The 24806-nt window shown below is 55.6% G+C and carries 17 protein-coding genes; 12 read left to right on the forward strand and 5 right to left on the reverse strand.

The genetic code is table 11. The features are described from left to right. Positions 1-505: 505 nt before the first annotated feature. The 5 genes from HNQ64_RS20540 to mdoH all read left to right on the forward strand — a co-directional run bounded on the left by HNQ64_RS20540 (position 506) and on the right by mdoH (position 5972). On the forward strand, positions 506-1300 hold the full coding sequence (locus tag HNQ64_RS20540; RefSeq protein ID WP_184212255.1) for an SDR family NAD(P)-dependent oxidoreductase: 795 nt from the start codon (positions 506-508) through the stop codon (positions 1298-1300). 25 nt (positions 1301-1325) lie between these two features. After that, the gene (nadC, locus tag HNQ64_RS20545; RefSeq protein ID WP_184212257.1) at positions 1326-2162 is read left to right on the forward strand and encodes a carboxylating nicotinate-nucleotide diphosphorylase; all 837 of its coding nucleotides are present in this window, start codon (positions 1326-1328) and stop codon (positions 2160-2162) included. Positions 2163-2230: 68 nt separating this feature from the next. After that, positions 2231-3178, forward strand: a complete 948-nt coding sequence (locus HNQ64_RS20550; protein ID WP_184212259.1) for a restriction endonuclease — start codon at positions 2231-2233, stop codon at positions 3176-3178. Positions 3179-3249: 71 nt separating this feature from the next. Beyond that, complete coding sequence (locus tag HNQ64_RS20555; protein WP_184212260.1) at positions 3250-3828, forward strand: hypothetical protein; 579 nt, start codon at positions 3250-3252, stop codon at positions 3826-3828. Positions 3829-3830: 2 nt separating this feature from the next. Continuing rightward, positions 3831-5972, forward strand: a complete 2142-nt coding sequence (mdoH, locus tag HNQ64_RS20560; protein WP_184212261.1) for a glucans biosynthesis glucosyltransferase MdoH — start codon at positions 3831-3833, stop codon at positions 5970-5972. A 3-nt stretch (positions 5973-5975) separates the two neighbouring features. Here the strand turns inward: mdoH and HNQ64_RS20565 are convergent, their stop codons facing one another. The 4 genes from HNQ64_RS20565 to HNQ64_RS20580 form a co-directional block, all read right to left on the reverse strand. Continuing rightward, entirely contained in the window at positions 5976-6494 is a 519-nt protein-coding gene (locus tag HNQ64_RS20565; protein WP_184212262.1) for a TlpA family protein disulfide reductase, read from the reverse strand. A gap of 56 nt (positions 6495-6550) precedes the next feature. Then, positions 6551-7492 carry an ArsR/SmtB family transcription factor gene (locus HNQ64_RS20570; protein ID WP_184212263.1) on the reverse strand — a complete coding sequence of 314 codons (942 nt, stop codon included), beginning with the start codon at positions 7490-7492 and terminating at the stop codon, positions 6551-6553. A 73-nt stretch (positions 7493-7565) separates the two neighbouring features. Then, the gene (locus HNQ64_RS20575) at positions 7566-8594 is read right to left on the reverse strand and encodes a serine hydrolase domain-containing protein (protein ID WP_184212264.1); all 1029 of its coding nucleotides are present in this window, start codon (positions 8592-8594) and stop codon (positions 7566-7568) included. Beyond that, on the reverse strand, positions 8591-9484 hold the full coding sequence (locus HNQ64_RS20580) for an SDR family oxidoreductase (protein ID WP_184212266.1): 894 nt from the start codon (positions 9482-9484) through the stop codon (positions 8591-8593). Before HNQ64_RS20580 ends, HNQ64_RS20575 begins: the two co-directional genes overlap by 4 nt. Before the next feature lie 74 nt (positions 9485-9558). Between HNQ64_RS20580 and HNQ64_RS20585 the strand changes: the two genes are divergently transcribed. Further along, positions 9559-10812 (forward strand): NAD(P)/FAD-dependent oxidoreductase, encoded by a 1254-nt coding sequence (locus HNQ64_RS20585; RefSeq protein ID WP_184212268.1) that lies wholly within the window; start codon positions 9559-9561, stop codon positions 10810-10812. Between the two features lie 169 nt (positions 10813-10981). Next, positions 10982-12142, forward strand: coding sequence for a diflavin oxidoreductase (locus tag HNQ64_RS20590; protein ID WP_184212270.1), 1161 nt, complete (start codon positions 10982-10984; stop codon positions 12140-12142). Between the two features lie 71 nt (positions 12143-12213). Here HNQ64_RS20590 and HNQ64_RS20595 read toward each other — a convergent pair whose 3' ends face one another. Further along, positions 12214-13557 carry a sulfatase-like hydrolase/transferase gene (locus tag HNQ64_RS20595; protein WP_184212271.1) on the reverse strand — a complete coding sequence of 448 codons (1344 nt, stop codon included), beginning with the start codon at positions 13555-13557 and terminating at the stop codon, positions 12214-12216. Positions 13558-13728: 171 nt separating this feature from the next. Here HNQ64_RS20595 and metK point away from each other — a divergent pair, with 171 nt between their 5' ends. From metK to HNQ64_RS20620, 5 genes are all read left to right on the forward strand, one after another. After that, the gene (gene metK / locus HNQ64_RS20600; RefSeq protein ID WP_184212273.1) at positions 13729-14949 is read left to right on the forward strand and encodes a methionine adenosyltransferase; all 1221 of its coding nucleotides are present in this window, start codon (positions 13729-13731) and stop codon (positions 14947-14949) included. Between the two features lie 183 nt (positions 14950-15132). Next, on the forward strand, positions 15133-17403 hold the full coding sequence (locus HNQ64_RS20605; protein WP_184212275.1) for a histidine kinase: 2271 nt from the start codon (positions 15133-15135) through the stop codon (positions 17401-17403). Beyond that, the gene (locus HNQ64_RS20610; RefSeq protein ID WP_184212278.1) at positions 17387-18022 is read left to right on the forward strand and encodes a response regulator; all 636 of its coding nucleotides are present in this window, start codon (positions 17387-17389) and stop codon (positions 18020-18022) included. Before HNQ64_RS20605 ends, HNQ64_RS20610 begins: the two co-directional genes overlap by 17 nt. 134 nt (positions 18023-18156) lie before the next feature. Beyond that, complete coding sequence (locus tag HNQ64_RS20615) at positions 18157-23091, forward strand: DUF1800 family protein (protein WP_184212280.1); 4935 nt, start codon at positions 18157-18159, stop codon at positions 23089-23091. A gap of 35 nt (positions 23092-23126) precedes the next feature. After that, a complete protein-coding gene (locus HNQ64_RS20620) occupies positions 23127-24767 on the forward strand; it encodes a DUF1501 domain-containing protein (protein ID WP_184212282.1) in 1641 nt (546 codons plus the stop codon). Positions 24768-24806: the final 39 nt, after the last annotated feature.

Raw genomic sequence — 24806 nt, forward strand, 5'->3', positions numbered from 1 at the left:
CTTTCCTCAGCCGCTCCTGTTTCGGTGGCGGATTGGAAGTATGCCGAGCCCCAGATTCCCCGCAACTCCTTTTTACTCTTTTTTGAAGGTTTTTTGATGATTCACTGATTTTTAGGCGGCCAAAAACCGCTGTTTTTCGAATACTTTTTTGTTAGACGATCGGTCATAACTTTGAGTGTGTTCACCGTTACGAAGGAGAATCGCGTTTTTGCGGGTTCGATGCTGTGTTTTCACAGAAACGCTCAACCAAACTGGAGATTTTTCGGCTGAATCGGTTCTTTTCGATTCCAAAACGCACGAGATTCGATTTCGAGGCTTTCCCTTGAGAAGTTTCGAGACCCCTTTGTGTCTTTAAAGTGGGCGATTTCTTTGAAAATGTGAGGCTTTTTTCTTCACCTCCATGTTTTTCCAGTCGGTGCCGACGTTTGCCCTTGGTAGACGAGGGCCCTGGGGTTGACTTCCCTTCCCTTCTCTCCGATTTCAGCGCCTCACTTGTTTCTATCTTATGAGCCAACCCCATTCTTTTGATCTAACTGGCCGCACGGCCTTCGTTTCTGGAACTTCACGCGGCCTGGGCGAACGATTTGCGCTAACCCTGGCCAAGGCGGGTGCGGACCTGATTATTTCTAGCCGTACGTTGGCCTCTCTTAAAGACATGGAAAAGCAGGTGACAGACCTGGGACGCAAATGCCTCTCCGTGGAATTGGATGTGCGATCCATGGATAGCATCACCGCAGCGGTCGCTACGGCTAAGAGTCAGGTGGAGAAGATCGACATTCTCGTCAACAACGCTGGCTGCAATGTGCGTAAACCAGCGACGGAGATTACCTGGGATGACTGGAACCTGGTCGTGGACACGAATCTGCGTGGCACCTTTTTTGTCGCCCAGCAGGTGGCAAAGGAATTCATGATTCCAGCGGGTTATGGCCGCATCATCAATATTGGGTCTGTCACCTGCGTGGCTGGCTATGCAGGGCTAGCTCCTTATGGCGCAAGCCGTGGTGGGGTGAAGCAGATGACGATGAGCCTGGCCCATGACTGGGGGAAAGATGGTATCACGGTCAATGTGCTGGCCCCAGGGTGGTTTAAGACTTCTCAAAATCGTGTCATGTATGAAGATGCAGGCTGGGTAGAGTATCTGACGGAGCGCATTCCTCTGGGCCGCCCTGGGGCGATGGATGACCTGGAGGGGCCTCTACTGTTCTTGGCGGCGGAAGAAAGCCGCTATGTCACTGGCCAGTTGCTATTGGTGGACGGTGGAATCTCGGTCGGAGCCACACGAGCGCTGCCGAAAAAGTAACTCTCTTTATTATATAGTCACCTTCATGGACGCTAGCACCGAACAACTCATCCGCACCGCCATTGCTGAAGATGTGGGCAGTGGCGATGTCACGGCTACTTACTTTGTGCCTGCTGATTCCACGGCAAGGGCGCAGATCGCCGCAAGAGAGCCTGGGGTGCTAGCAGGCATGGAGGTGGCTCTGAGGGTGTTTCGAGAGATTGATCCGAAGATCGAAGTCAACGCACGCATGTCTGATGGCAGCGCCTTTGTGCCGGGTGATGTTCTCATGGATATTTCCGGCCCTACACGAGGCATTCTCACGGCAGAGCGCACAGCGCTGAATTTCCTGCAACGTCTTTCGGGCGTGGCCACCCAGGCGCGCCGTTATGTAGAGGCGGTGAAACCACACCCAGTGCAAATCTGGGACACGCGTAAAACGACGCCCGGTTGGCGTCTTTTAGAAAAGGCGGCGGTCAAGGCGGGTGGTGGCACCAACCATCGGCTTGGATTGTATGATCACGTCATGGTGAAGGACAATCACCTCGCGGCCCACGGAGGGCTGCCGGAATTGCAGGCGGCGATCAATCGCGTGCGCAAAGAACGACCAGGCACACGCATCCAACTCGAGGCCGATCATCTAGAGCAAGTGGCCGGCTTCCTCACCCTCCAGGGAGTGGACATGCTGCTGCTGGATAATATGGGTGCGGCACGCCTGCGTGAGGCTGTGGAATTGAATGCAGGGAAACTCTGGCTGGAGGCCAGTGGTGGTATCACGCTGGAAACCATCCGAGACATTGCGGCGACCGGGGTCAATGCCATTTCGGTCGGGGCACTGACTCACTCCGCCAGGGCCTTGGATTTAGGTTTGGATTTCATCTAATCTGCGACGGCTTCAAATAAGCACTTCCTCTTCGTGGTATGTTTGCTTAGCTTCTGGTTTCTGCGCTCATGCTAGATCCCTTTGCCACGCTGAGCTCACCTGGACTCTCCTCTGCGAAGAGTTCCTCTGAACTCACGCCGGGAGAGTGGAGTCCGGAGTTGATTGTGAGCTTGGATTGGATGCGCGTGGCGGAGTTGGTGCGGGGTATCGCCTCTCATGCAGGGTGTGAGCTGGCAGGTTCGCGCGTTCTGGGAGATGGATCGCTGGCTTTTGGAATGATTGAGCGGCCAACGACCATGCATCCACAACGGGCTTTGGTGAAAATTTCTGCCTGGAATGAATGGGGGGCGACGCCTGAAAGCGTGACGCAGTTTGCGCAGGAAGTGAGCACGGCTAAAAACACCCGTGGGATTCTCATCGCACCAGCAGGCTTCAGCCCCTCGGCCATTTTAGCGGCGCAGCAATATCGGATCGAGACGGTGGATGCTGCTGCTTTGTGTGCGGTCCTACAAACCCTGCCACCTGAGCGTAGCGACCTCTTTTTCACCATCGCGACTGCGGGGGCGTTCACACAACCTTCTTGCCCGGTCTGCCTAAACAAGCTGGAGAGAGTGGACTCCGATACTCAGAATGCTCCGCCTGCGATCCAAGTGATCTCCGAACGAGGGCTGTATGCAGAGCACATTACCTGTGATTTACTGGACATTGCCGCAGGGGCGGAGGTGAATTTCCTCTATCCTGTGCAAACGCGGGCAATGCGGGTCTGCGGACATGCCACAGGGGACTTTTCCTGCGATGGCACGATCACGATTGAGGTAGGAGGCACGCTGGATGGCCGTATTGCCGCCCGGGCACTGAATGTGCTGGAAGGTGGAGAACTGAGAGGCCAATTTCGCATTTTAGAGAGTGGAGACTTGGAGCCCTTCGTGACACGGCCAGATCGCTGGCACTGGAGTTGTCGGAACTTGGCGGGAAAAGCAGGATGCCTCAGTATCCAGTTCGCCCCCCACGGATGAAGAGACTTTGAAAACCGCTTCCCTCATGGATAAATCTGCGCATCTTATGCCCGGCTCGCCAGTGAGCGCCCATGGAAGCTGTTAATATTCAATTCGCACCCGCAACGGGGTCGGAAGTCGAGTGGAACGAGGCTTATGCCCGTCTCGCCGATTATTTCCGCTCCTACCAACTGCACAATCGTATCCGCCGCACGCAGCTCATTCTTGAGACCTTGCGACGTGCGGCTGAGGCCCATAAAAAAGACCCGAAACGCACGCCCACGGCGCATAGCATCGAGCAAGCACGCGCGATGATGCATGAATGGCTAGCGGCGATTTACAGCGACATGAATCTCAATGCCTCGCAGCTAGAGGCTGCGGGCCGCCTGGGCTTCCACCTCAGTGGGGGGCCTGCGCGCTGGCCTAACTTCTTTCTCGACAAAGAAAATCTGCCGAAGGATATGACCGAGGCCATGCGTGCAGCGGTGCGCACCTCGGGGCCAGGCATGCAGGTCAGTAAAATGACCCCGCGTGACATGGACCTGGGCATCGTTTCTGAAGTGGCTGAGGACACCTTTGACCGCCTAGGCCGCCACCCCCTCCTGCGTTATTCCATTCTTGTCAGCATCGTGGGGGGCGTGCTGGGTTACCTTTACTTTCTTCTCGGATGAGCATGATCGGAGCTAGTACGGCCAATCTCAATCTTACGGCGGGGATGCCGCCCCCGCGCATCGCCCGGACACGGCGCGCCACGTTCTTTTCATTCGTCGGTCTGGGCACCATCGTTGGTGTGTGGCTGATGTACGTTTATCTGTCTGAGCACGGCATGCGGTGGTCTGAATGGGGCCTCTTGGCAGTTTTTGTCCCACTGTATTACCAGCTCAATGTGGGTTTCTGGACAGCGCTCTTCGGTGTGTGGTTGATGAATCGGCCCAAGCCAGATCCACTGGATCTCTGGCGCACCTTGAAGCCTGAGGACCTGGAGGAGGACATCACGGCCAGTACCGCCATCATCATGCCCGTTTTCAATGAAGACGTGACACGGGTGTTTGAAGGGCTGCGTGCCATTTACCTCTCGCTGGAGCAAACCGGCCAATCCAAAAACTATGACTTCTTCATTCTCAGTGACTCGAATCAGACGAGCCAGTGGATCGAAGAGGAAACGGCCTGGCTAGAACTTTGCCGTCAGCTCAATGCCTTTGGTCGTATTTTCTACCGCAAGCGGCGCAAGCCTATCAACCGCAAGAGTGGTAACGTCAGTGACTTCTGCCGCCGCTGGGGCAAGCGCTACCGCTACATGCTCGTCCTGGATGCAGACAGCCTGATGTCCGGTGGCCTGCTCACCAGCATGGTGCGGATCATGGAGAAGAATCCTGGGATCGGCATCCTGCAGACGTTTCCCAAACAAATCGGAGCGGAGACTCTGCTGGGTCGTGTGATGCAGTTTTCCCAAGCCCTGTATGGCCCTCCTTTCATGGCGGGTCTGGACTACTGGCAGTGCGGTGAGGCGAACTTCTGGGGGCACAACGCCATCATTCGCCTAGAGCCCTTCATTAAAAACTGTGCGCTCCCTGCCCTGCCTGGTAAGGAACCCTTCGGTGGTCACATCTTGAGTCATGACTTTGTGGAAGCCGCTCTCATGCGCAAGGCGGGCTACGCGGTGCGTCTGCTGAATACCAACCGAGGTAGCTATGAAGAAGGCCCGCCCACTTTGGTGGACATGCTGAAGCGTGACCGCCGTTGGTGCCAGGGGAACATGCAGCATTTTTGGCTGCTGTTTGCCAAAGGCTGGCACCCGATGAGTCGGTTGAATTTCCTCCACGGCATCCTCAGCTATGCGAGCAGCCTGCTGTGGTTCCTCTTTTTGGTCTTTTCCACCTTCTTAGCAGCGACCCGCCTGCCGCATGACAATCCGCAGTCCATCCTGGCCGAGCAAATTTTGTTAGGTGTGACCATCATGCTCATCTTCCTGCCCAAAGTCACCATCCTTCTGGATGAGGTGATCACAGGACGTTTGTTCAAGCCTTTAAACCGCCGCCTCATGACCTTCGTGAGCAGCATGGCAGATACCGTTGTCTTCACGCTCATGGCTCCCGTGCTGATGATCTTCCACTCCCAGTTTGTGGTGTACACCGTTCTTGGCAAAGGCGTACGCTGGGTGACTCAACGGCGGAAGATTGACGGTGGAGTGGACTGGGCCGAGGTGTTTTTCACCTTCTGGCCGGTGACCGTCATCTCCGTGGTGTGGGGCGTGATCGGCTGGTTTGTCTCCCATAGTTTCCTCATGTGGATCAGTCCGATCCTGGGGGCCCTGTTCTTGGCGATTCCGGTAGCGCTGCTTGTCTCGGGAGGGAGTTCTGGCTTTCGTTTTGGCCTCTTCACCACGCCAGAGGAAACGGATCCTCCAGGAGTCTTGGCGATGATGAATGAGAACCTGCAGGAGATCAAAGGCCGCATTCATCTGCCGCCTGAGCTTGAGAAACATCATGGCCTGCTGCAGGTGTGCCTAGACCCCTATGTGAATGGTCTTCACGTGAGCCTGTTACGCCGACGGAAAAACATCCATGTTTCCCGGGCTTATCTAGATCAATTGGCTTCACGCCTGATTCATGAAGGGCCACAGTGCCTGAATCCTCAGGAGATCAAAGCCATGATTCATGATACCGAAACGGTGACGGATCTCCACTATCGCCTCTGGTCAGCTCGGGATCATGAGCTCGCGCCGTTTTGGGCCATCGCAATCCGTCAGTATAACCTCGCTGCCTCCAGCCCATTTACACACACGCTGGCACAGCGAGGAGCTGTTGCGGCCTAACCATTATTGTTTAGACAACTCGGTCACCTTTTCGGCCAACTTTTCGAAGGAAAGGCGATCGCTGTTGCTTGTACCGACGTAACGGAAGACTTCCTTGCCATCGGGCCCAATCAAAATGGTGGCAGGGTAGTGAACGACTTGGCCGTGGAATGCGTAGCCATCTGGAATGTCAAAAGCCTTGGCCAGCTTGGCATTCGGATCGCGATAAATGGGGTTCTTTTCCAGCGCTTCCTTGTCAAGCTTGCCAGCCCAAGCCTCGATTTCCTTATCCGTATCCGGTTTTAAGAAGATCTGAACCACATTGGGTAACGTGGCAGCCTTAGTCATGTGATCACGCGTGTGGCGCAAGCAGACTGGGCACTCAGTCTTTAACAGAAAGTGGATGGCAACGAACTTGCCCTTGGCCTCAATCAATGAAAAGGAACCTGTGCCCGTCGCCGATTTGACGGTGAAATCTGCGGGAGCAGCCGCGTTCGCAAGAGCAACCGTCAACAATAGGAGTGAAGAGAGAATAGCTTTCATAGTAGGAGTCTGAGCTCCTGAGAGAACTTTCCCTGTCATTTATTCCCATCCATTCCTCATCCCTTGTTCGCTAAAGCGAGCACGGTCTGAAAATGCGGGCTTTGGCTTTCGCGATGCACGACGCTGGTCTCAGCTTCGCGGAAGCCTGCCTTGGCTAGCATCTCATGCAATTCAGCTTCGGAAAAGCCCAACCAGACATCGGCATAAAGCTCGCGCGCTTTTTCGAACTGATGCTTTAAAAGGTCCAGAATCACAATGCGACCTCCGGGTTTTAAAATCGTGTAAGCCGCACGAATGGCGCGTTCTGGGTTAAGAGCATGATGCAGAGCCTGACTCAGAAAGACTAGGTCCACGGTGCCCGGTTCAATCGGTGGCTCCTCAATGTCTCCCAGCCGATATTCTAGATTGGCAAAGCCGTGCTTGCTGGCGAGATCAGCACCGTAGGCCACCATCTTTTCGCTGTTATCCACAGCGATGACTTTCTGAGCACGCTGCGCGAGCAACTGAGATAATGTCCCCTCCCCAGCCCCGAGATCCGCAATGATCAAAGGCGGCAGTAACTTCAAGAGTGTCTCCCCCAACCCCTTCCAAGAACGACCGGGAATGTAGTGCCGCCCAAATTTCCCGGCTAGGGTATCAAAGTATGCTTGGGCGGAGCGGAGGCGTTTACGCAGCACCACTTTTAGTGCAGCATCGTCCTTTTTGGCTTCCTTAAGTTCGCCGCCTGCAGCTTCCATGAGGGCAATGAAATGCTCATGCGCGGCCTTCTCTTTGCTATTAGGTTCATCCAGCTGATACAGCCGATTTTTGCCACTGCGACGATCTGTGACGAGCCCAGCGGACTTCAGTTTGGCCAACTGGGCGGAGATGTTGGATTGAGGCAGGGCCAAGACTTCCTGGAGCTCTGCCACACTCAGCTCCTCCTGCTTCAGCAGCAACAAGATGCGTACCCGAGTCGGGTCGGAGATGAGGCTGAGAGACTTGAGGATCGAAGGCATGAAACCAATATATCAACATATGATCATTCATCAATGTTGAGTTCAATACCCAAGGGATAACGTAACCATCAGCTTAAGTACCAAGCAATGTTCGCAAAAAATCACCATCTGAAAAACGGGCATTCAGCCCCTGACGAACGATGACTAACCCGAGTGAAGGAATGGCATAGAGGCGCTGATAGCCGCTGCCGATGCAGGCGATGAGGTCTGACGGCACCCCTCTGGCTATGCACACACGAGACCAATTTTGCCGATCCCAGTCCACTTCAAGTTGATCTTCGATGTCGATTTCGCGTGCGCCAGGTTTACTGGCAGCGTGATTGTTCCAGAAACCGAAACTGTAAGCGCTATTGGCCGAGGAACCCTCAAGCAGCGGTTTCATAGAATCAGGTTTTAAAACCGGCTTCCCATTTGCAAGCAACAGATCTCCCATGCGTGACCATTGGTTGGGCGAAAGAAGGAAACCCGCAGCCAATAGGGGGTTCCCTCTAGCATCGGCCAGGTACCGCTGGGGCCCCAGTCCAAGCGGGCGCAGGACACGGCGCTCAAGATAACGGGTGGGAGTATCCGAACGTTTACGCGCTGCAAGTTTGCGCTTCAACACCTCGTGAAAGACCTGGAGAGCACTGGGACCGTAGATAAAACTTTTCCCGGGTGTGCCGACGAGTGGTCGATCCATCGCCATTTGATTGCGGTCGGTCAGCCCATCTTGATGCAGTTTCAGACAGCGCTCCAGACCGCAGTTGAAATCGAGCAATTGCTCGATGGTGATGGCTTTTTTACTACCTGTCCATTCGGGCAGTGTGGTGGATACTTTTTCATCCAAGGTCAAAAGCCCGTCCTCCACAGCCGCCATGGCCGCAAGTCCCCAGTAGCCCTTGGTACCGCTGTAGATGCGTCGGGCTTCTCCTCGCTGGGCCCCATTGGCATAGCTTTCATGAATGACTTTGCCGTGTTGTTTGATGAGGAGCGCGTAACCTTTCCGTTCTTTGACGTAAGCGGCCGCTGCAGATAGGTCCAATTTTGGACCTTCCACACCTACAGCCGGACTAGCGGCCAAAGCGGACACGAGATGCAAAAAATGGCGACGGGTGGTGATCATGAGCCGTGTTTGCTGCGCAGATCAATTATATGCTCTTCTAAGGCATCCTGCCAGCATCGGGGAGACTCGCCCAAAAGAAAACTCAGCCGCGAATTACTCATCACGGTGAACGGTGGCCGCGCGGCTTTGAACTGAGGAAAATCATGCAGTCTTAAGCCATGCGTGAGGTGGGGCCGATCCAACATCCCATGTTGATGAGCTAGATCCAGAGAGACTTGGGCGTAATCTCGCCATGTGGCGACGCCCGTGTTACAGAGATGCAGAAGCCCCTTCACCGAGGAGAGATCTGTAAACAACCTTTCCAGCCAATGCGCAATATCGCGGGTGCTGCTAGGCACGCTCCACTTATCCTCAATGAAGCCGAGCGGCTGGCCCTCTCTCGCCCGCTGAAGAGCCGTTTCGGGCACGCCCCCACCGCCAGTACCAAATAACCAAGAAACTCGTGCGACTAACGCATCGGCATTCGTTTTGAGCACGGCCTGCTCCCCCGCTAGCTTGGACCTGCCATAGGCATTGACTGGTACCGCTGTAGCCTCTTCACTGAGGAAAACACAGCCATTGCCTCCAAAGACATAGTCTGTGCTGATGTGAATGTAACGGAGCCAACGGTTGGCGCAGACCTTTGCCACAATACCGGCGGACTCGGCATTCACCCGCAGGGCGAAGGCCGGATCTTCCTCACAAAGGTCTGGACTGGTCACCGCTGCCGCATTGATGGCCAAATCAAAATCCAAATGCTCCAACTCTTGTGCCACAGTTTCGGGACGTGCCAGATCCAACTCTTCCCGCCCCGGCGAGATCACTTCATAACGCGGTGAATAATGAGCAGCCAAGGTGCGCCCCAGGCGGCCTGTGGCACCAAGAAGTAACAAGCGGGGACGATCCATCATGAGAGGAACATCACAGACGGCACCTGTGCAGCTTGCAATCAGAAATCTGTCCTTCATGTTGCGGCTTATTCACAATGAGCCAACGAACGCCTAGCATCGCCATCATCGGCGCCGGACTTTCCGGGCTGGCTTGCGCGCGCGCGCTAACGCAGGCTGGACTGCGTTTCACCATCTACGAGGCTGGCGCTGCCGTGGGTGGCCGGGTGCGGTCCGATGTGGTGGATGGATTCACCCTGGATCGGGGCTTTCAAGTTTTGCTTCCCTCTTATCCAGAGGCTCGACGCGTGTTAGACTATGATGGGCTGAAGCTCTGCCCGTTTTATCGGGGGGCGGATCTGTTTTATAAAGGTCGCTTTCATCGGCTCTCAGATCCCTTCACCCACCCTCGTGATGCCATCAAACATGCACGTGATCCCTTCGTTTCTTGGATGGACAAGTGGTACACTTTGGTCCTGCGCAAAGAGGTGCTCACGACGCGCAAGATTGAGCGCCGCATCCCGGAAATCGAAACGGAGGACTACCTCCGTGATTTTGGCTTCAGTGAAGAGTTTATTGACCGATTTTTCCGCGCTTTTTTTGGGGGCGTCTTTTTAGAGAAGGATCTGCGCACTTCCGCCCGCATGTTCCTGTTTCTTTACTCCATGTTCAGCACAGGAGGGGCAGCCATCCCGGCCCACGGTATGCAGGCGATTCCGGATCAACTCGCCATTTCATTACCGCCCGGAAGTCTAAAGCTAAACACGCCCGTGACCTCCGTTCGTGCGGGTGAAATCACTCTGACGAGTGGTGAAGTCGTGCACGCAGATCACATCATCGTGGCCGTCAGCGAAGAAGTAGCCGCTCGCCTGATTCCGGAAGCCATGGGTGAGAAACTGCTTCCTGCACGCAGCACCACATGTCTGTATTTCACGACGGACCAACCCGTGCCTGAAACACCGACAATCTACCTGGATGGGGATGGCCGAGGGCCTGTCAACAGCGCCTGTGTATTATCAAAAATCTCTCCGCGCTACGCACCCGAAGGTCAGCATCTTATTTCCGCCAGTGTCATCGGCTCCCCCTCCAGTGGTGAGCTAGAAGGAGTGGTGAGAGACCAAATGGCGGCTTGGTTTGGGGAATCTGCATACCTTTGGAATCACCTGCGGAGTTACCAAATCCGCCATGCACTGCCGGAGGGGCGCCAATTGCGCCTGGGTGAAGGCCCTCTTGGGGCCGTGCTTGCACCGGGGCTTTATCGTTGTGGTGACTGGTGTGAAGATGCCTCCATCAACGGGGCACTGATCAGCGGTCGGCGTGCGGCGGAGGCCGTGCAGGGTGCTTTGGGATGATTTTCTGCCCTCAGTAAGCCCTGACCCATTGCGCAAATGAGCGCTGATTCTTCACAAATTTAGGGCAACATGCGCCGAGGTCCGGCACGCGCCCTGCTAAGGTCGAATTGACAACCAGTCTCAGCGGTCTAGTCTCCGCGCCCTTTTTCATCTCCAAACCTAACCATCAATGAGCACCCCCGCGCCCGGCAAACCCGTCTATAACGTCAAGAACCCCTTCATCGCCAAGGTGAAAAAGGCTTATGACCTCTCTGGCCCAGGCGCACCGAAAAACACTCGGCATTACGAAATTGATCTCGCCGGCAGTGGGTTGGAATACACTCCCGGAGATTCCCTCGCAGTGCAGCCTCAAAATGACCCTGCCCTGGTGGACGATATGCTGAAGGTGCTGGGCTTTTCTGGCGAAGAGACCGTCACTCACCCGAAGACCGCCGCCCAGGTGCCCATCCGCCAAGCCCTCATCGAAGGCAGCCTCATCACCGAGGTAGATAACAAGCTCATCAAAGCAATCATCGAGAAGACCAATGGCCAGACGCTGCTGGCCGACATGGCCACGCCTGAGACCAAACAAGCACTTAAAGATTACCTCTGGGGCCGTTTTGTCATTGATCTCCTCATCGAGAATCCAGATGCCAAATTTGAGCCTGCTGAGTTTATGGGCGTGCTGAAGAAACTGAACATCCGTCTTTACTCCATCAGCAGCAGCCAGAAAGCCCATCCAGAGGAAGTGCACCTTACCGTTGCCACGGTGAAATACACCAGCCATGGCCGCGAGCGTGGGGGCGTGGCCTCCACTTTCCTGGCGGAGCGCATCACTCCAGAGACCACCATTCCTGTTTTTGTGAATCATGGGAAAGGCTTCCGCCTGCCTGAGCCCGAAGAGGAGACCCCCATCATCATGGTCGGCCCAGGCACCGGCATCGCCCCATTCCGCGCCTTTGTGGAAGAGCGCAAAGCCACTGCCGCGAAGGGCAAGGCCTGGTTGTTTTTTGGCGAAGTCAGCAGCGCGACCTGCTTCTTCTACAAGGACGAGTTCGATGCCTACCTGGCAGATGGCACCTTGACCAAGCTGACCACTGCCTGGAGCCGTGATCAGGCCGAGAAGATTTACGTGCAGCATAAGATGCTGGAAAATAGCGCCGAGATCTTCGCCTGGCTTGAGCAAGGAGCCATCGTCTATGTCTGCGGTGATGCCGCACGCATGGCCGTGGATGTGGACAAAGCACTGCATACCATCATCGAAAAAGAAGGTGGCAAGACCCCAGAAGAAGCCGTCGCTTACATGACTGCCTTTAAGGACGCCAAGCGCTACCGCCGCGACGTCTATTAACCCAGGCGGGTTCATTGGTAAGTTTCAGGGCCTCAACGATCTTCGTTGAGGCCCTTTTTGTTAGGGAGCCCTCACTCCATCTCTGCCCGCCATTTCAGAGCCATCTGTTTCAGGCGCGCAGCCTGCTCAGGTTCACGCTCGGTAAGGTTTGTCGTTTCTTTTGGATCTATGATGAGATGGTAAAGCTCCATTTCACGACCATCGGCATTGACCAGCAGTTTCCAAGGTCCCTCCCTCACCCCGACATTGGGCGATTTAGCCCCCGCCTCTTTTGGATAAGGAAAAGTGCGGATCCCCTGCCCTTTCAATGCCGGTTTGCGCCCATACTCCCAGAACAAAGGCCGACCACGCTCACGAGGTGTGCCTTTAAAAGCTGTGGTCATGTCTTCCCCATCAGAGATATAACCTTCAGGTAGAGGTAGCCCAGCCAGTGTGGCCAGGGTGGGAAATAAATCCATCGCACTCACCACTGTCTGCTCATCCACCTGCCCCGCTGGCACCACGCCAGGCCAGCGCATGATGAGCGGCGTACGGATGCCCCCTTCATAGAGGCTCCACTTCATGCCTCGCAGCCCACCTGTGCGTGAACGGTCGAAGGATGGTTCTGGCCCATTGTCACCTGCCAGCAAGATCAAGGTGTCCTTCTCCAGCCCTAACTCTCGAAGTCCCTCCATCAACCGACCGAGTTGGCGATCCGTCTCCGTAAGTACCGCCCGGAATTTTTCCAGTGGCTCACGCTCATCAGCCCCCTCCATAGGGCGGAAAGGCGTGTGGGTATCGTCCAGCCAGAGATTCACGAAGCAAGGCTTGGCCGATTTCGCTTTCAAGAAGGCTAACGTCTCATCCACCATCCAACGAGTGCGCTCATGCCTCGCCACCTGCTGCGGTTCACGCTCCATCGTCCAAGGCATGGATTTTATACCAAGAGCGGCGGCGGGTTCAGGGCTTTCATAGGTGCCCAGTCCCAAGTCATAACCATAAGCGGCAAATTTCGGCGCATCCGTGACGTCCCGCCCACCGCCTAAATGCCATTTGCCAATGTGCGCCGTCGCATAACCTGCTTTGCTAAAAAGACGGGGCAAAGATGGGGCTGAGGGGGCCAGATAATCCACCTGTTCACAGGCACGATTTCCCTCCCGCGATTGCAAATAACTCGTGATGTGCCAGCGTGCTGGATATTGCCCAGTGATGGCTCCACAGCGCGAAGCTGAGCAGATGGGTGAAGCGACATAAAATTGGCGAAACTGCATCCCCTCTCGGGCTAGGCGGTCCAGATGCGGCGTCGGTATCTTGCCCCCGAAAGTCGCTGGATCTCCCCAGCCGAAGTCATCCACTAAAACAAAGACGACATGAGGAGGGGCGGCTTGGCCAAATAAAGATAAAAATAGCCCTAAAATCAGGATCACGTACTTCATGCTCCATGAACGTTCACCGCTTGGCAGATTCATCCAAGGATTCACGCCTGCACCTATCCTAAAACCACCCAGGGAGATCATGAATTCCACATTGACGCCAACGCACAGGGCGATACTCTAGCGTGGACGCATCAACGCATCATCATTCGTCCATATAACCAACACAGCACCATGTCCCGCTCTTACATCTTCTCTTCTGAGTCCGTCGGCGAAGGTCATCCAGACAAAGTCTGCGATACCATCTCCGATGCCATCCTCGACGCATGCCTCACCGTGGACCCGAAGAGCCGCGTCGCTTGCGAAACCTTCGCCAAGAGCAACATCGTGGTCGTCGGCGGTGAAATCACCATCCCAAAACTCCAGGACAAAAAGAAGGGGACCACCAAGCCGATTGATGAAGTGATCAACGTCGGCAAAGTCATTCGTGATGCTGTTCGTGGCATTGGTTATACCAATGACGACGATATCTTCCATGCTGACCAAATCTTCATCAACAACTACCTCACCATTCAGAGTCCAGACATCGCCCAGGGCGTGGACGAAAAAGCTGCTGAAGGTAAAAAGCATGCTGAACAGGGTGCTGGTGACCAGGGCATCATGTTCGGTTACGCCTGTGATGAAACGGAAGAGCTCATGCCAGCCCCCATCATGTATGCCCACCGTCTGGGCCGCGAGCTGACGAAAATCCGCAAGGCTGGCAAGGCTGCTAAGTGGCTGCGCCCCGACGCTAAGAGTCAGGTGTCCGTGGAATACGTGGACGGCCGCCCGACCCGCATCGTCAACGTCGTCATTTCCACCCAGCACGCCGCCAGTGTGGAGCACGCAGAGATTGAAAAATTCTGCATCGAGCAGGTCATCAAAAAAGTCCTGCCAAAAGGCATGCTGACCAAAGACACCGAATACCTCATCAACCCAACCGGCAAATTCGTCGTTGGAGGCCCTCAGGGAGACAGCGGTCTGACAGGTCGTAAGATCATTGTGGACACCTACGGCGGCATGGGCCGTCATGGTGGTGGTGCTTTCTCTGGTAAAGACCCGTCCAAAGTGGACCGCAGCGCTGCCTACATGGGCCGCTGGGTTGCCAAGAACGTCGTCGCCGCAGGCCTAGCCTCCAAGTGCGAAATCCAGTTTGCTTACGCCATCGGTCACCCTCTGCCTGTGAGCGTGCATATCGACAGCTTCGGCACTGGCACCATTAGCGATGACGCGATCCTGGATGCCGTCTTGAAGACCTTTTCCTTCAAGCCCGCTGATATCGTCAAGCAGCTTGACCTCCTCCGCCCCATCTACTCCAAGTCCACCAACTACGGTCACTTTGGCAAGATCGGCGATGCTGACCTGACCTGGGAAATCACCAGCAAGGCCGAGGCACTCAAAAAAGCTGCGAAGTAAAACTTCAAGTTAGACATCTCCAAGTAAAAGCCGCACAGGATTTCCCTGTGCGGCTTTTTTGTCTTAAGTGACTTCCATAAAGAAGTCTTAGACCACCTGAACGATCTTTGATCAGCCAAGAGCTTTCATGAAATTGGCGCTTGCCACGACTCGCTCAAATTTGAGAGACTTGGCACGCCTCAGATGACCCACCCATCTGCCACCACCTTTTACGTTGGGGTTCTCCTCGTCGTTTATAGCTGGCTCGCCTCCCCTCTACAGGCGGCGCAGCCCGTCATCACCATCGCTGAAGCTAAGGCTTTGATGGCACGGCGTGATGTCAAAGACCCGGTTCGCGTGCGGGGCTCTGTCACCTTTACCAATCATCGGCTAGGCATCGCTTTTGTGCAGGATAGCTCAGGCGGAATCGGCTATGACCCGCGCACCCGCACCAGCGCTAAATTTCCGATCCCCGGTGACACGGTGGAGGTGGAAGGATTTCTCACACGACGGCAGGGCTTGGCCATGATCCTGAAAGATAGCAGTGACTATGGGGCACCAGAAGTGCTTCCCGTTCCGGATGAAAAAACGGCGATTCCAGCCCTACCTTTTGATTTAGATGATGCGGCTCAACTCAGACTGGATGGTCACCTCACCCGGGTCTCGGGTGTTGTTCGGCGCATTTCCGTTCCCCCGCTAGAGAGTGCACCCATGCTGGTAGAAATTAGCACCCCCAGCGGATACGCCATCGCACGGTTACCCTGGCGTGAGCCTCAGCCCGTGTTAGATCAGTGGTTAGACTGTCCCGTGACTTTGACAGCGGTGCTGGTCTGCCGGGCAGACCCGCCACTTTTGCCAGAAGATGCAAGTGCGCTCTTACTTGTATCCTACCGTAGCCGTTGGGTCCTGCAGCCTCGAGCTTTAGAGGAAGCCTTCGACAGTCCACCTATCACGGCCCTCCGTGACATTCAGGCCACTCCGCGAACCAATGCGCGTCAGCGTGTCCATTTACAAGGCATTGTCACAGCAGCACGCCCCCGCTCATGGGTGTGCCTGCGGACAGAAGACGGGAGCATTGAAGTGACGACGCGCCAGTTAACCACCTTTGTTCCCGGCCAGCGCCTTGCTGTAGCAGGTTGGCCGCAGAATGTGGAAGGCCGATTAACCCTACAAGACGGCATTTGCCGTTTGATTGATCATTCAGGAGCCCCTGCACCCATTCATCTTGAGCAGGGATTTTTTCACCCTCGCATGCAGCGCGAGTTAGTTTCTCTCAAAGGTATTTTACATACCCACACTTTGTCTGGCGGCATCCCCCGCCATACGTTAGAGCTACCCAGCGGGGTGCACTGCCACCTCGCCTGGCAGACCTTTTTGAGACCTAACCAAATGCGCCACCTCTTGGAAGGTAGCCACATTCAGATCACCGGAATCTGCCACATTCACAGCCCAGGCAGCTTCGAGGCGGGGGCAGATGGCACATCGCCCAGCATCTCCATCCATCCTCGAAGCCTGACAGACCTGACTCTTTTAGAAGGTCCCTCTTGGTGGACGCCAGCGCGCCTCACCCTAACGGTGTGGCTTCTCTCTGCACTGGCAGGTCTGGCTATCCCTGGCGCACTCATTTTCCGCTGGCAACTCTGGCGGCAGGCGCGCCACATCCGTGAAATCGAGAGCCATGCCGCAGCTGAAGAAGAGCGCTTGCGCATCGCGCGCGAATTTCATGACAGCCTCCAGCAGCAGCTCAGCAGTGCCGCCCTGCACCTGGAAACACTCAAAGGCGCCATCCATGCGGCACCGGACATGCTGCCCCGTCTGATCGAAGACACCACTGCGATGCTCCGGCATTGTCAGGTCGAAGCCCGCCACACCATCTGGGACCTGCGCAGTGAAACGACTTTGGCCACAGGTCTCATTGCATCTCTAAAAAATTGGTTAGAGAACCGTGTTCAGCCCAGCATCTCGACCCAGATTGAGTTCACTCATGAAGGTCAAGAAGCGCCTTTACCCGAAGCCATTGCGCTCCAACTCATGAGAATCGTCCAGGAGTCCGTCCACAACGCACTCACTCACGCCTCCGCGCGCCACATTCGGGTCCACCTCAGTACTGTGGCCACCGCACCCGCCCAACGAAAACGCTTAACACAGGGCTTCCATTTGACCAAAGTCACCTCCAAAATCCCAACCCAAGGCAAGCGTTTACGGGAATCTTCAGCAGACTCTTCTGAACGGGTTCTTCAGCCGCAGCGCCCGCCTACCATGCCTCATCTGCACCTCTTGATCCAAGACGATGGAGTCGGCTTTGACCCACGCCTCCTCAGTAGCCCACCTCCAGGGCACTATGGCTTGGCAGGTCTCAAAGAAAGGGCTGCAAAAATACGCGCTCATCTTGAGATCAGCACCCATCCGCAAACAGGCACACGCATTTCACTGCACCTGCCGCTGAGTTTTCCGTCCCATGCAGTCACCCACTGAAAACACCATTCGCGTCATGATCGTGGACGATCACTTTTTCACACGCATCGGCCTAACCGCGACGCTTAACCTGGAAGAAGGCATGGGCGTCATCGCAGAAGGTTCATGCGGACAAGACGCGATTGATCTCTACACGCAGCATCGGCCCGATGTCGTCGTGCTTGACGGTAATCTTCCAGACATGCATGGCACCGACGCCGCACGAGAAATTGTTAAACGCTTCGACGCAGCTCGACTGCTTCTTTTCTCAGTGGAGGAAACAGAGGAAGACATCCACCGCGCAGTCTCAGCAGGTGTCCGGGGGTACTTACCTAAACATGCATCCCGGCCAGATCTTATTCAGGCCATCCGCACGCTCGCCTCTGGCAAACGTTACTTTCCGCAACCCGTTTTGGGGAAATTACACGAGCGCCGCAGCCACGTCACTCTTTCAAGCCGCGAACAAGAAGTGCTTCAAAATATGGCTAAAGGCTGGCCCAACAAACTCATCGCCGCAGAGATGGCTGTCTCTACCGAAACCATCAAGACCTATGTGGCACGCATCCTAGATAAGCTGGATGCTCAAGATCGTACCCAAGCGGTGATGACAGCCCTTGATCGTGGACTTTTGAAAAGGTAAGTGGGCTCACCACATCCCCATATTTCCTGTTATCCTTCATCGCCGAATTTAAGGCTTAAGATTTACCATCCCCCAAAAAGGGGACAGCGCGAATCTTCCCCCCGCCTTCAACGACCGCTGAAATATGCGGCGTTATGGCTAACCAACCACCTCGTTATCAACCTGGGTTAAGAGCCCTCACTTCTTGGGTGCGAAATATCGCCCTCAGCGCCACCCTCGCTGCAGGAGCGGCTTTTGCCGTGCCAGCAAATTTCGAAACTGGCGTAATCACCACTCCAGTCCAAAACACAGGAGATCAGTGGAACTCGATCACCTTTACACGCACCTTCGCCACCCCTCCCGTGGTCGTCATGGGCCCTGCTACACAAACAAATGGTGAGCAGTGCGTGCTGCGCGTGCGCAATGTTACAACCACGGGTTTTCAGTATCAAATAGACGAGTGGGATTTTAAGAACGGTTATCATCCGGCTGAAACAGTTCACTACCTTGCCCTCACCGAAGGAACTCACGTCTTCGGCACTCAGCGCTGGCAGGTGGGGCGCATCAGCGCGGTGAATCGCACCAATATTGCATCTACCCTCACAGGCTTTTCTACAGCTCCCGTCGTCTTGGGCCAGGTGGAGACCACCATCAACACCGCTGGAGTCGCCGGACTAGGAGTCAAGGCACTCAAGACCCGCATCAGCGGTGTCACCAGCACCGGTTTTCAGGTCAAGTTAGAGACGCAGGAACTAGATACAGGCACTATTTCCAATGAAGGCATTGGTTACATAGCCGTCTCCACGGGCACTGGTTATCTGGATGGCAAGGTGTTAAGTGCTGTGCGTACCACCGGTGGTGTCACCAGCACGCTTGCCACGGTCACATTTCCCGCGACGCGCACGGCCCCAGTCCTCATCGCACAGACACAGTCTGCAAATGAAATGGATCCTGGTGAAGTTAAAATGGCGGCGCTCACGACCACCAGTGTTCAACTTCGAATCCAGGAAGAAACCTCCGCAGCAACTGAAACCGCCCACGTCGCTGAAGACCTTGGCTACATCGTGCTCGGGGACATGGCTGGGGAAATCGCGGCCAAGGTGGAAGTGGGTGATGTCATCGTGACTCAGGCCAGTGCCACGACCTGGACCCCCGTCACCTTTGCCATGCCATATACAAATCCCGTCATCATCACCGGCCCACTCTCTTACCGTAGCAGCACCTCCATGACGATTCGCGTGCGCAATGTGACTAGCACGGGTTTTGAATTTCAAGTGGATCGCTGGGACCATCACACCACTCAGAGCCATAACATTGCGGAAAAACTCAGCTACCTCGTCATGGAGTCTGGCACCTTCGCCATCGGCGGCACTCTTTGGCAGGCTGGGGCCAAAACCGGCGTCACCCAGACTGGCACAACCCAGGCCCTCGCCTCAGGCTTCCCTGCGGTCCCGGTCCTTTTCTCTCAGGTCACCACTGTGGCCGATCCACAAGCGGTTCAATCCCGTGTCAGTGCTGTCACGACCAGCAGCTTCGCTGTCGAATTGGATGAATCTGAAATTGATACCACCGCCCATGCTGCAGAGACCGTCCATTGGGTAGCTATGACTCAGGGCAGCAGTAATTTTTTCACCACGCGCATGCGTTTCCAAGCTGGAACCGGAACGAACATTGACAGTGCCTTCCGCACCCGCACTTTTTCTCGGCCGCATGCAGACCCTTACATCTTTGCCTCCATGCAGACGAAGAACGATACTGATCCCGCCACCCTCCGCTGGCGTTACCTCTTTGCAGATCGCGTGGACCTCGTCGCTCAGGAGGATGCCCACCCAGCCCAGTATGGCGAAGGCACCGTCAATAACACCCACAGTGCTGAAACCGTGGCTTTCCTTTCCGTTCAAGGAGCAGAAGACCTTGATGAAGACGGCGCACCCGATGCTTGGGAAACCACGGTCGGGCTGGACCCCAACAATGGCACCGACGGCGCGCTAGACCCAGACAGTGACCTCCTCACCAGTCAGCAGGAATATCATAATCGTTTAGACTTTGTGACATCCAGCAGCCACACCGCTTTTACAGGCGGTGTTATCACCGTCAGCACTGTCACAACCAATGGTTATGAAATCAACGACGTCACTGCTGGTATCACCAGCAGCACAAATGCTCGACTGCGCATCAATCGCAATGGAGGCTTCGCCCCCATGACGGTCAATTTCACACTCGCGGGAACAGCGACGACTGACACCAATCGCGCGCCTGCCAGCAGTGCAGACTACACCGCATGGACCGCTTCCACTGGCGGCACACAGGTTACTACCAGTATCCCTATGACGGCCAACGCGCAGAGCGTGGACATCTACATTCGCCCCGTAGATGACGGTCTCAATGAATATCCCGAGGGACTGCGGCTGACAGCTACCGCCAATGCATCTCTCTACACCATCACCTCTCCCACGAACTCCGTTGTTTTGATCAATGACTCCATGGACATCCCGGCGAATGAAAAGCTCTTCCTGGGCACTTTCCTTGCACAAGGCACTGCCGTCACCAGTGCCTCCGGCTTTGCCACAGTGATCTTGAATGGGCCTAACAACAAAGCTCGCATCTCTACCGTCTTTAACGGCCTGACCACCCCCCAGGCGGACATTGATGGCAGCCATGTTCACTACAACGGCGGCACCATTGTGTATGGTGACCCTGACGGCCTGCCAAACGGCCCTCTTTCTGACTACCCTTGGACCATTGTGGACTCCGCTGGCTATAAAGCCCAGCAGCTCATTGATGCGCTGTTCCGTAAAACACCGGCCGAACTCCTGTATGTCAACGTCCACACCACCCGCTACTCCAGCGGAGAAATCAAGGCGGAGCTCACCCGTGTCACAGGTGTTGGCCCCTTCGTCACCCCACCTGCTGCGCCAGGATTGGAAAACTTCACGACCGATGAACAAGTACGTCGGGACATCATCCGCTTCCTCACTCAGGCCACCTTTGGTGCTAACCAAGCCGATGCCGATGCCCTCTATGCGACCATCTCAGGTGACAAAAAACTAGCCACCAACCGCATCGCCGCCTACACCGCTTGGATCAATGATCAGTGGAGCCGCAGCCAGACCACACTGTATGACTACCATCTCGCCGCAAATAACCAAGAGTTCGCTCTTCGCGGTCTTCAGGCAGATCTGCCCGCAGTCGTGGACAATCCAGCCACGACCACCGTGGATGAAACTTACCCTGCTGCACCACCGCCAGACAACGCACTCGACTGGACTCGCTGGGGTTCAGTCCCCAGCCCAGCGGGCGCCTGGACCTACCGCCCCATCCCCCCAGGCCTCAACAAGGAGTCCTACGATACAGACCATATCAACCGCCGACGCGCCTGGTGGACAGTCGTCAACCGTGCTCACGATCAGCTTCGCCAGCGCACCGCCTACGCCCTGGAGCAGATCTTTGTCGTCTCGGATCGTGAAGGCACTGTGCAATCTCGAACCTACGGCCACAGCCGTTATTATGACATGCTGGGTGACTTCGCCGATGGCCAACGCCACCTCCAGCCGCCTAACGGCACGTATAGCAGCGCTACTGGAAGCACCATCACCTTCCGACATCTGCTAGAGGACATCAGCAAGAGCCCCATCATGGGCAAGTACCTTAGCCACCTGAAAAACCAGAAAGCCCAGTTCGATGTGAACGGAGTGCAAACGCTTTCGCCCGATGAAAACTACGCTCGTGAAATCATGCAACTGTTCTCCATTGGCCTGCTCGAACTGCATCCAGACGGGACCATCAAACTGGCTAACAGCGGCCAACCCATCGCCACCTACGATAACGATGACATCAAGGAGCTTTCCAAGATCTTCACGGGCTGGAGCTTCGCCTACGTTCAAAACAGCGCGGCCAATGGCTATGTCCCCACACTTGTTCAGAACACTTTCCTGAACGCCAGCGAAGGGGCTGAATACTTCCACCCTGGGTATGAAAACCCCATGAAAAACTTCCCCGCCTATCATGACGAAGGGGCCAAATCCATCCTCGGAGTTACGCATGATGCCTACACAGGCACCAGCACTGACACGACGGCGCGAACCAACTATGCAGAAGCAGATCTGGACAAGGCACTCGACACACTCTACAACCACCCGAACACTGCACCCTTCATCTGTAAACGACTCATTCAGCGTCTGGTCACCAGCAACCCTAGCCGTGGCTACGTTTACCGTGTCTCGCAGGTGTTTTTGAACAATGGCAGTGGAGTCAAAGGTAGCCTCAAAGATGTCGTTAAAGCCATTCTCCTCGACTATGAAGCCCGCAGCCTAACCAATGTAGATCCCCAGGTGGTCAACAGCACCACCTCGGTCAACGTGGGCTTTGGCAAGGTGAAGGAACCTCTCATCCGCTATACCCAAATCCTACGCGCCTTCAATTCGACATCCCAGATCAATGTGGGAGATCTCAGCAGCTATGGTTACCCTGCTGGCCAGCTCGCCAATCTGGGCTCAGGAGCCACCAGCTATCGGTATAGCGATACCCTGACGGACCTCGGTCAGATTCCCAACAATATGCCGAGTGTGTTTAACTGGTACCTGCCAGACTATACACCTGGTGGCCGTGTGGCTGCGGCCGGTCTTGTCGCGCCGGAACTGCAGATCATGACGGAAAACCTCGTTGTCCGAACCGTGAACTACCACCGCACGATTGACAATGGCTCCATCATTGATCCTGCCGCTACCACAGCCAGCGGCCAGTCCACAGGCACCATCCTCGGAGATGCCACGGGCAATCTCGACAACGTCTTCATCAATCTCGCTAGCCTCACTACAGACTACCGCCTGGTGCGGGAAACGTCTGGCCAGACTGAGATCAGTGCGACGACTTATCTTGTGGATCGACTGGATGCCCTTCTGTGCGCAGGCTCCCTGAAGGCTAAATATCCCTACGTCTCAGGCGGCAAAGACCCGCGCAGCATCATCATTGATCAGACAGCCGCCACTTATGTGGACGCACCACCGGTGACCCAGGCCAATGCCGGTTCCCGCGTGCGCACGGCCCTCTACCTCATCACCAACTCTCCCGAATTTATCGTCCAGAAATAGTCCGCCCGAATCGAAACCCGAACACCTTGACCTTTATGAAAAATCGCAAGCATCAAGATCACTTCGATACCCGGCGGAACTTCCTCTGCCGCTCCGCCTGCGCCAGCCTCGGCGTCACCTCCGTGGTCAATACCCTGGCTCACCTCCGCCTCGTCCAGAGCGCGATGGCCCAGAGCGCTCCGACGGATTACAAGGCCATCGTCTGTCTCTTCCTTTATGGAGGCAATGATGCCAACAACATGCTGGTGCCCACTGCCGGCACTGCGCGAACCAACTATGATACAGCACGGCCCACCACCCATCCACTCCATATCAGCACCAGCGCCGCGCTCCCCCTCACGGCTCCAGCCGGTGGGTTCAATCAGGCAAGTGCTAGCAGCTTCGGCCTACACCCCAGCATGACCCACACCCAGGGCCTGTTTAATAGTGGCGACCTCGCCTTCGTGGCCAATGTAGGCACCCTCGTCCAACCCATCACCCGGGCACAATACGTCGCCGTGCCGCGCACCACGCCTGTCCCACCGCAGCTCTTTTCCCACAGCGATCAGCAGCTCCAGTGGCAGAGCAGCATCCCGGACAAGCCTTTTCAAAATGGCTGGGGTGGCCGCACCGCCGAGTTGCTCAACTCCATCACCAATCCCACGAGCAAAGTCTCGATGAACATTTCCATCGCCGGCCAAAACTCTTTTCAAGTGGGCAGCAGCGTGGTGCAATACGCAGTCAGCACGGGTGGTGTCGTGGGCCTCTCTGGCTACAATGCCACCACCAATCCGGCCTACAACACCGGCACTTACGGTAACTCTGCCAACTACGGCGTCAGCCCAGTTCAGTATGCCGCCAACAATTCAGGGAATACGCTCAAAGCGCTCGATACCATCACCAAGTTGACACGCTTAGAGTTAGGTGAAAACGAAAGCCATTACCAACACCATCTTGAAGAAGGCTACAATGACGTCATGAAAAGGGCGCGCGACAATGAAGCTGTCGTCGGCGCATCCCTGGGCTCATCCACTGCTGCCATAGATGCGGCCTTTGCTGCCGCCTTCCCCGGTGTCACCACGCTGCCCGATGTAGCCAACCAGCTCAAAATGGTGGCTCGCCTCATGCAAGGCCGGGCGGCATTGGAGAACAATCGACAGATTTTCTTTGTCAGCATGGGCGGTTTTGACACCCATCAAAACCAACTCACCGACCACGCTACTCTCATGGGAAATCTCGACAAAGCTCTCAAGGGATTCAAAGATGCCATTGATGCCATCACCGCCGCCGAAGGCAGTGGCGACCTCTGGAATGACACCCTCCTCTTCACCCACTCCGACTTTGCCCGCACGCTCCAACCCAATGGTGGCATTGCAGCTTCTGGAACCGACCATGGCTGGGGCGGTCACCAGATCGTTATGGGAGGACCTGTCATTGGACAAAATGTTTACGGCAACTTTCCTGACCTAGCCCGTGCCACTGGCCAGGATGTGGACAGCAACCGTGGCCGCTGGATCCCCACCCATGCGGTGGACCAATACGCCTCCGTCATTGCCAAATGGTTCATGAGTCAAGGCACCAGCTACGTTCCCGGCGTCACTGGAGCCAACATCAATGACATCTTCCCCAACCTCGGTCGCTTCCAAAATTCCCTCACCATCCCTACCGAGCTCAGCTTCGTTGACTTCACCGTGTAAACCTCAGACGCCCACAACGCCCAGCCCTTCTTCAAAGGG

The sequence above is a fragment of the Prosthecobacter dejongeii genome, from assembly GCF_014203045.1.
In the GTDB taxonomy this organism is placed as follows: Bacteria; Verrucomicrobiota; Verrucomicrobiia; order Verrucomicrobiales; family Verrucomicrobiaceae; genus Prosthecobacter; species Prosthecobacter dejongeii.

What these genes read in the sequence shown, in the direction of transcription:
- HNQ64_RS20540 (WP_184212255.1), top strand. Translation starts at nt 506, where the DNA reads ATGAGCCAACCCCATTCTTTTGATCTAACTGGCCGCACGGCCTTCGTT.
- nadC (WP_184212257.1), top strand. Translation starts at nt 1,326, where the DNA reads ATGGACGCTAGCACCGAACAACTCATCCGCACCGCCATTGCTGAAGAT.
- HNQ64_RS20550 (WP_184212259.1), top strand. Translation starts at nt 2,231, where the DNA reads ATGCTAGATCCCTTTGCCACGCTGAGCTCACCTGGACTCTCCTCTGCG.
- HNQ64_RS20555 (WP_184212260.1), top strand. Translation starts at nt 3,250, where the DNA reads ATGGAAGCTGTTAATATTCAATTCGCACCCGCAACGGGGTCGGAAGTC.
- mdoH (WP_184212261.1), top strand. Translation starts at nt 3,831, where the DNA reads ATGATCGGAGCTAGTACGGCCAATCTCAATCTTACGGCGGGGATGCCG.
- HNQ64_RS20565 (WP_184212262.1), bottom strand. Translation starts at nt 6,494, where the DNA reads ATGAAAGCTATTCTCTCTTCACTCCTATTGTTGACGGTTGCTCTTGCG.
- HNQ64_RS20570 (WP_184212263.1), bottom strand. Translation starts at nt 7,492, where the DNA reads ATGCCTTCGATCCTCAAGTCTCTCAGCCTCATCTCCGACCCGACTCGG.
- HNQ64_RS20575 (WP_184212264.1), bottom strand. Translation starts at nt 8,594, where the DNA reads ATGATCACCACCCGTCGCCATTTTTTGCATCTCGTGTCCGCTTTGGCC.
- HNQ64_RS20580 (WP_184212266.1), bottom strand. Translation starts at nt 9,484, where the DNA reads ATGATGGATCGTCCCCGCTTGTTACTTCTTGGTGCCACAGGCCGCCTG.
- HNQ64_RS20585 (WP_184212268.1), top strand. Translation starts at nt 9,559, where the DNA reads ATGAGCCAACGAACGCCTAGCATCGCCATCATCGGCGCCGGACTTTCC.
- HNQ64_RS20590 (WP_184212270.1), top strand. Translation starts at nt 10,982, where the DNA reads ATGAGCACCCCCGCGCCCGGCAAACCCGTCTATAACGTCAAGAACCCC.
- HNQ64_RS20595 (WP_184212271.1), bottom strand. Translation starts at nt 13,557, where the DNA reads ATGAAGTACGTGATCCTGATTTTAGGGCTATTTTTATCTTTATTTGGC.
- metK (WP_184212273.1), top strand. Translation starts at nt 13,729, where the DNA reads ATGTCCCGCTCTTACATCTTCTCTTCTGAGTCCGTCGGCGAAGGTCAT.
- HNQ64_RS20605 (WP_184212275.1), top strand. Translation starts at nt 15,133, where the DNA reads ATGACCCACCCATCTGCCACCACCTTTTACGTTGGGGTTCTCCTCGTC.
- HNQ64_RS20610 (WP_184212278.1), top strand. Translation starts at nt 17,387, where the DNA reads ATGCAGTCACCCACTGAAAACACCATTCGCGTCATGATCGTGGACGAT.
- HNQ64_RS20615 (WP_184212280.1), top strand. Translation starts at nt 18,157, where the DNA reads ATGGCTAACCAACCACCTCGTTATCAACCTGGGTTAAGAGCCCTCACT.
- HNQ64_RS20620 (WP_184212282.1), top strand. Translation starts at nt 23,127, where the DNA reads ATGAAAAATCGCAAGCATCAAGATCACTTCGATACCCGGCGGAACTTC.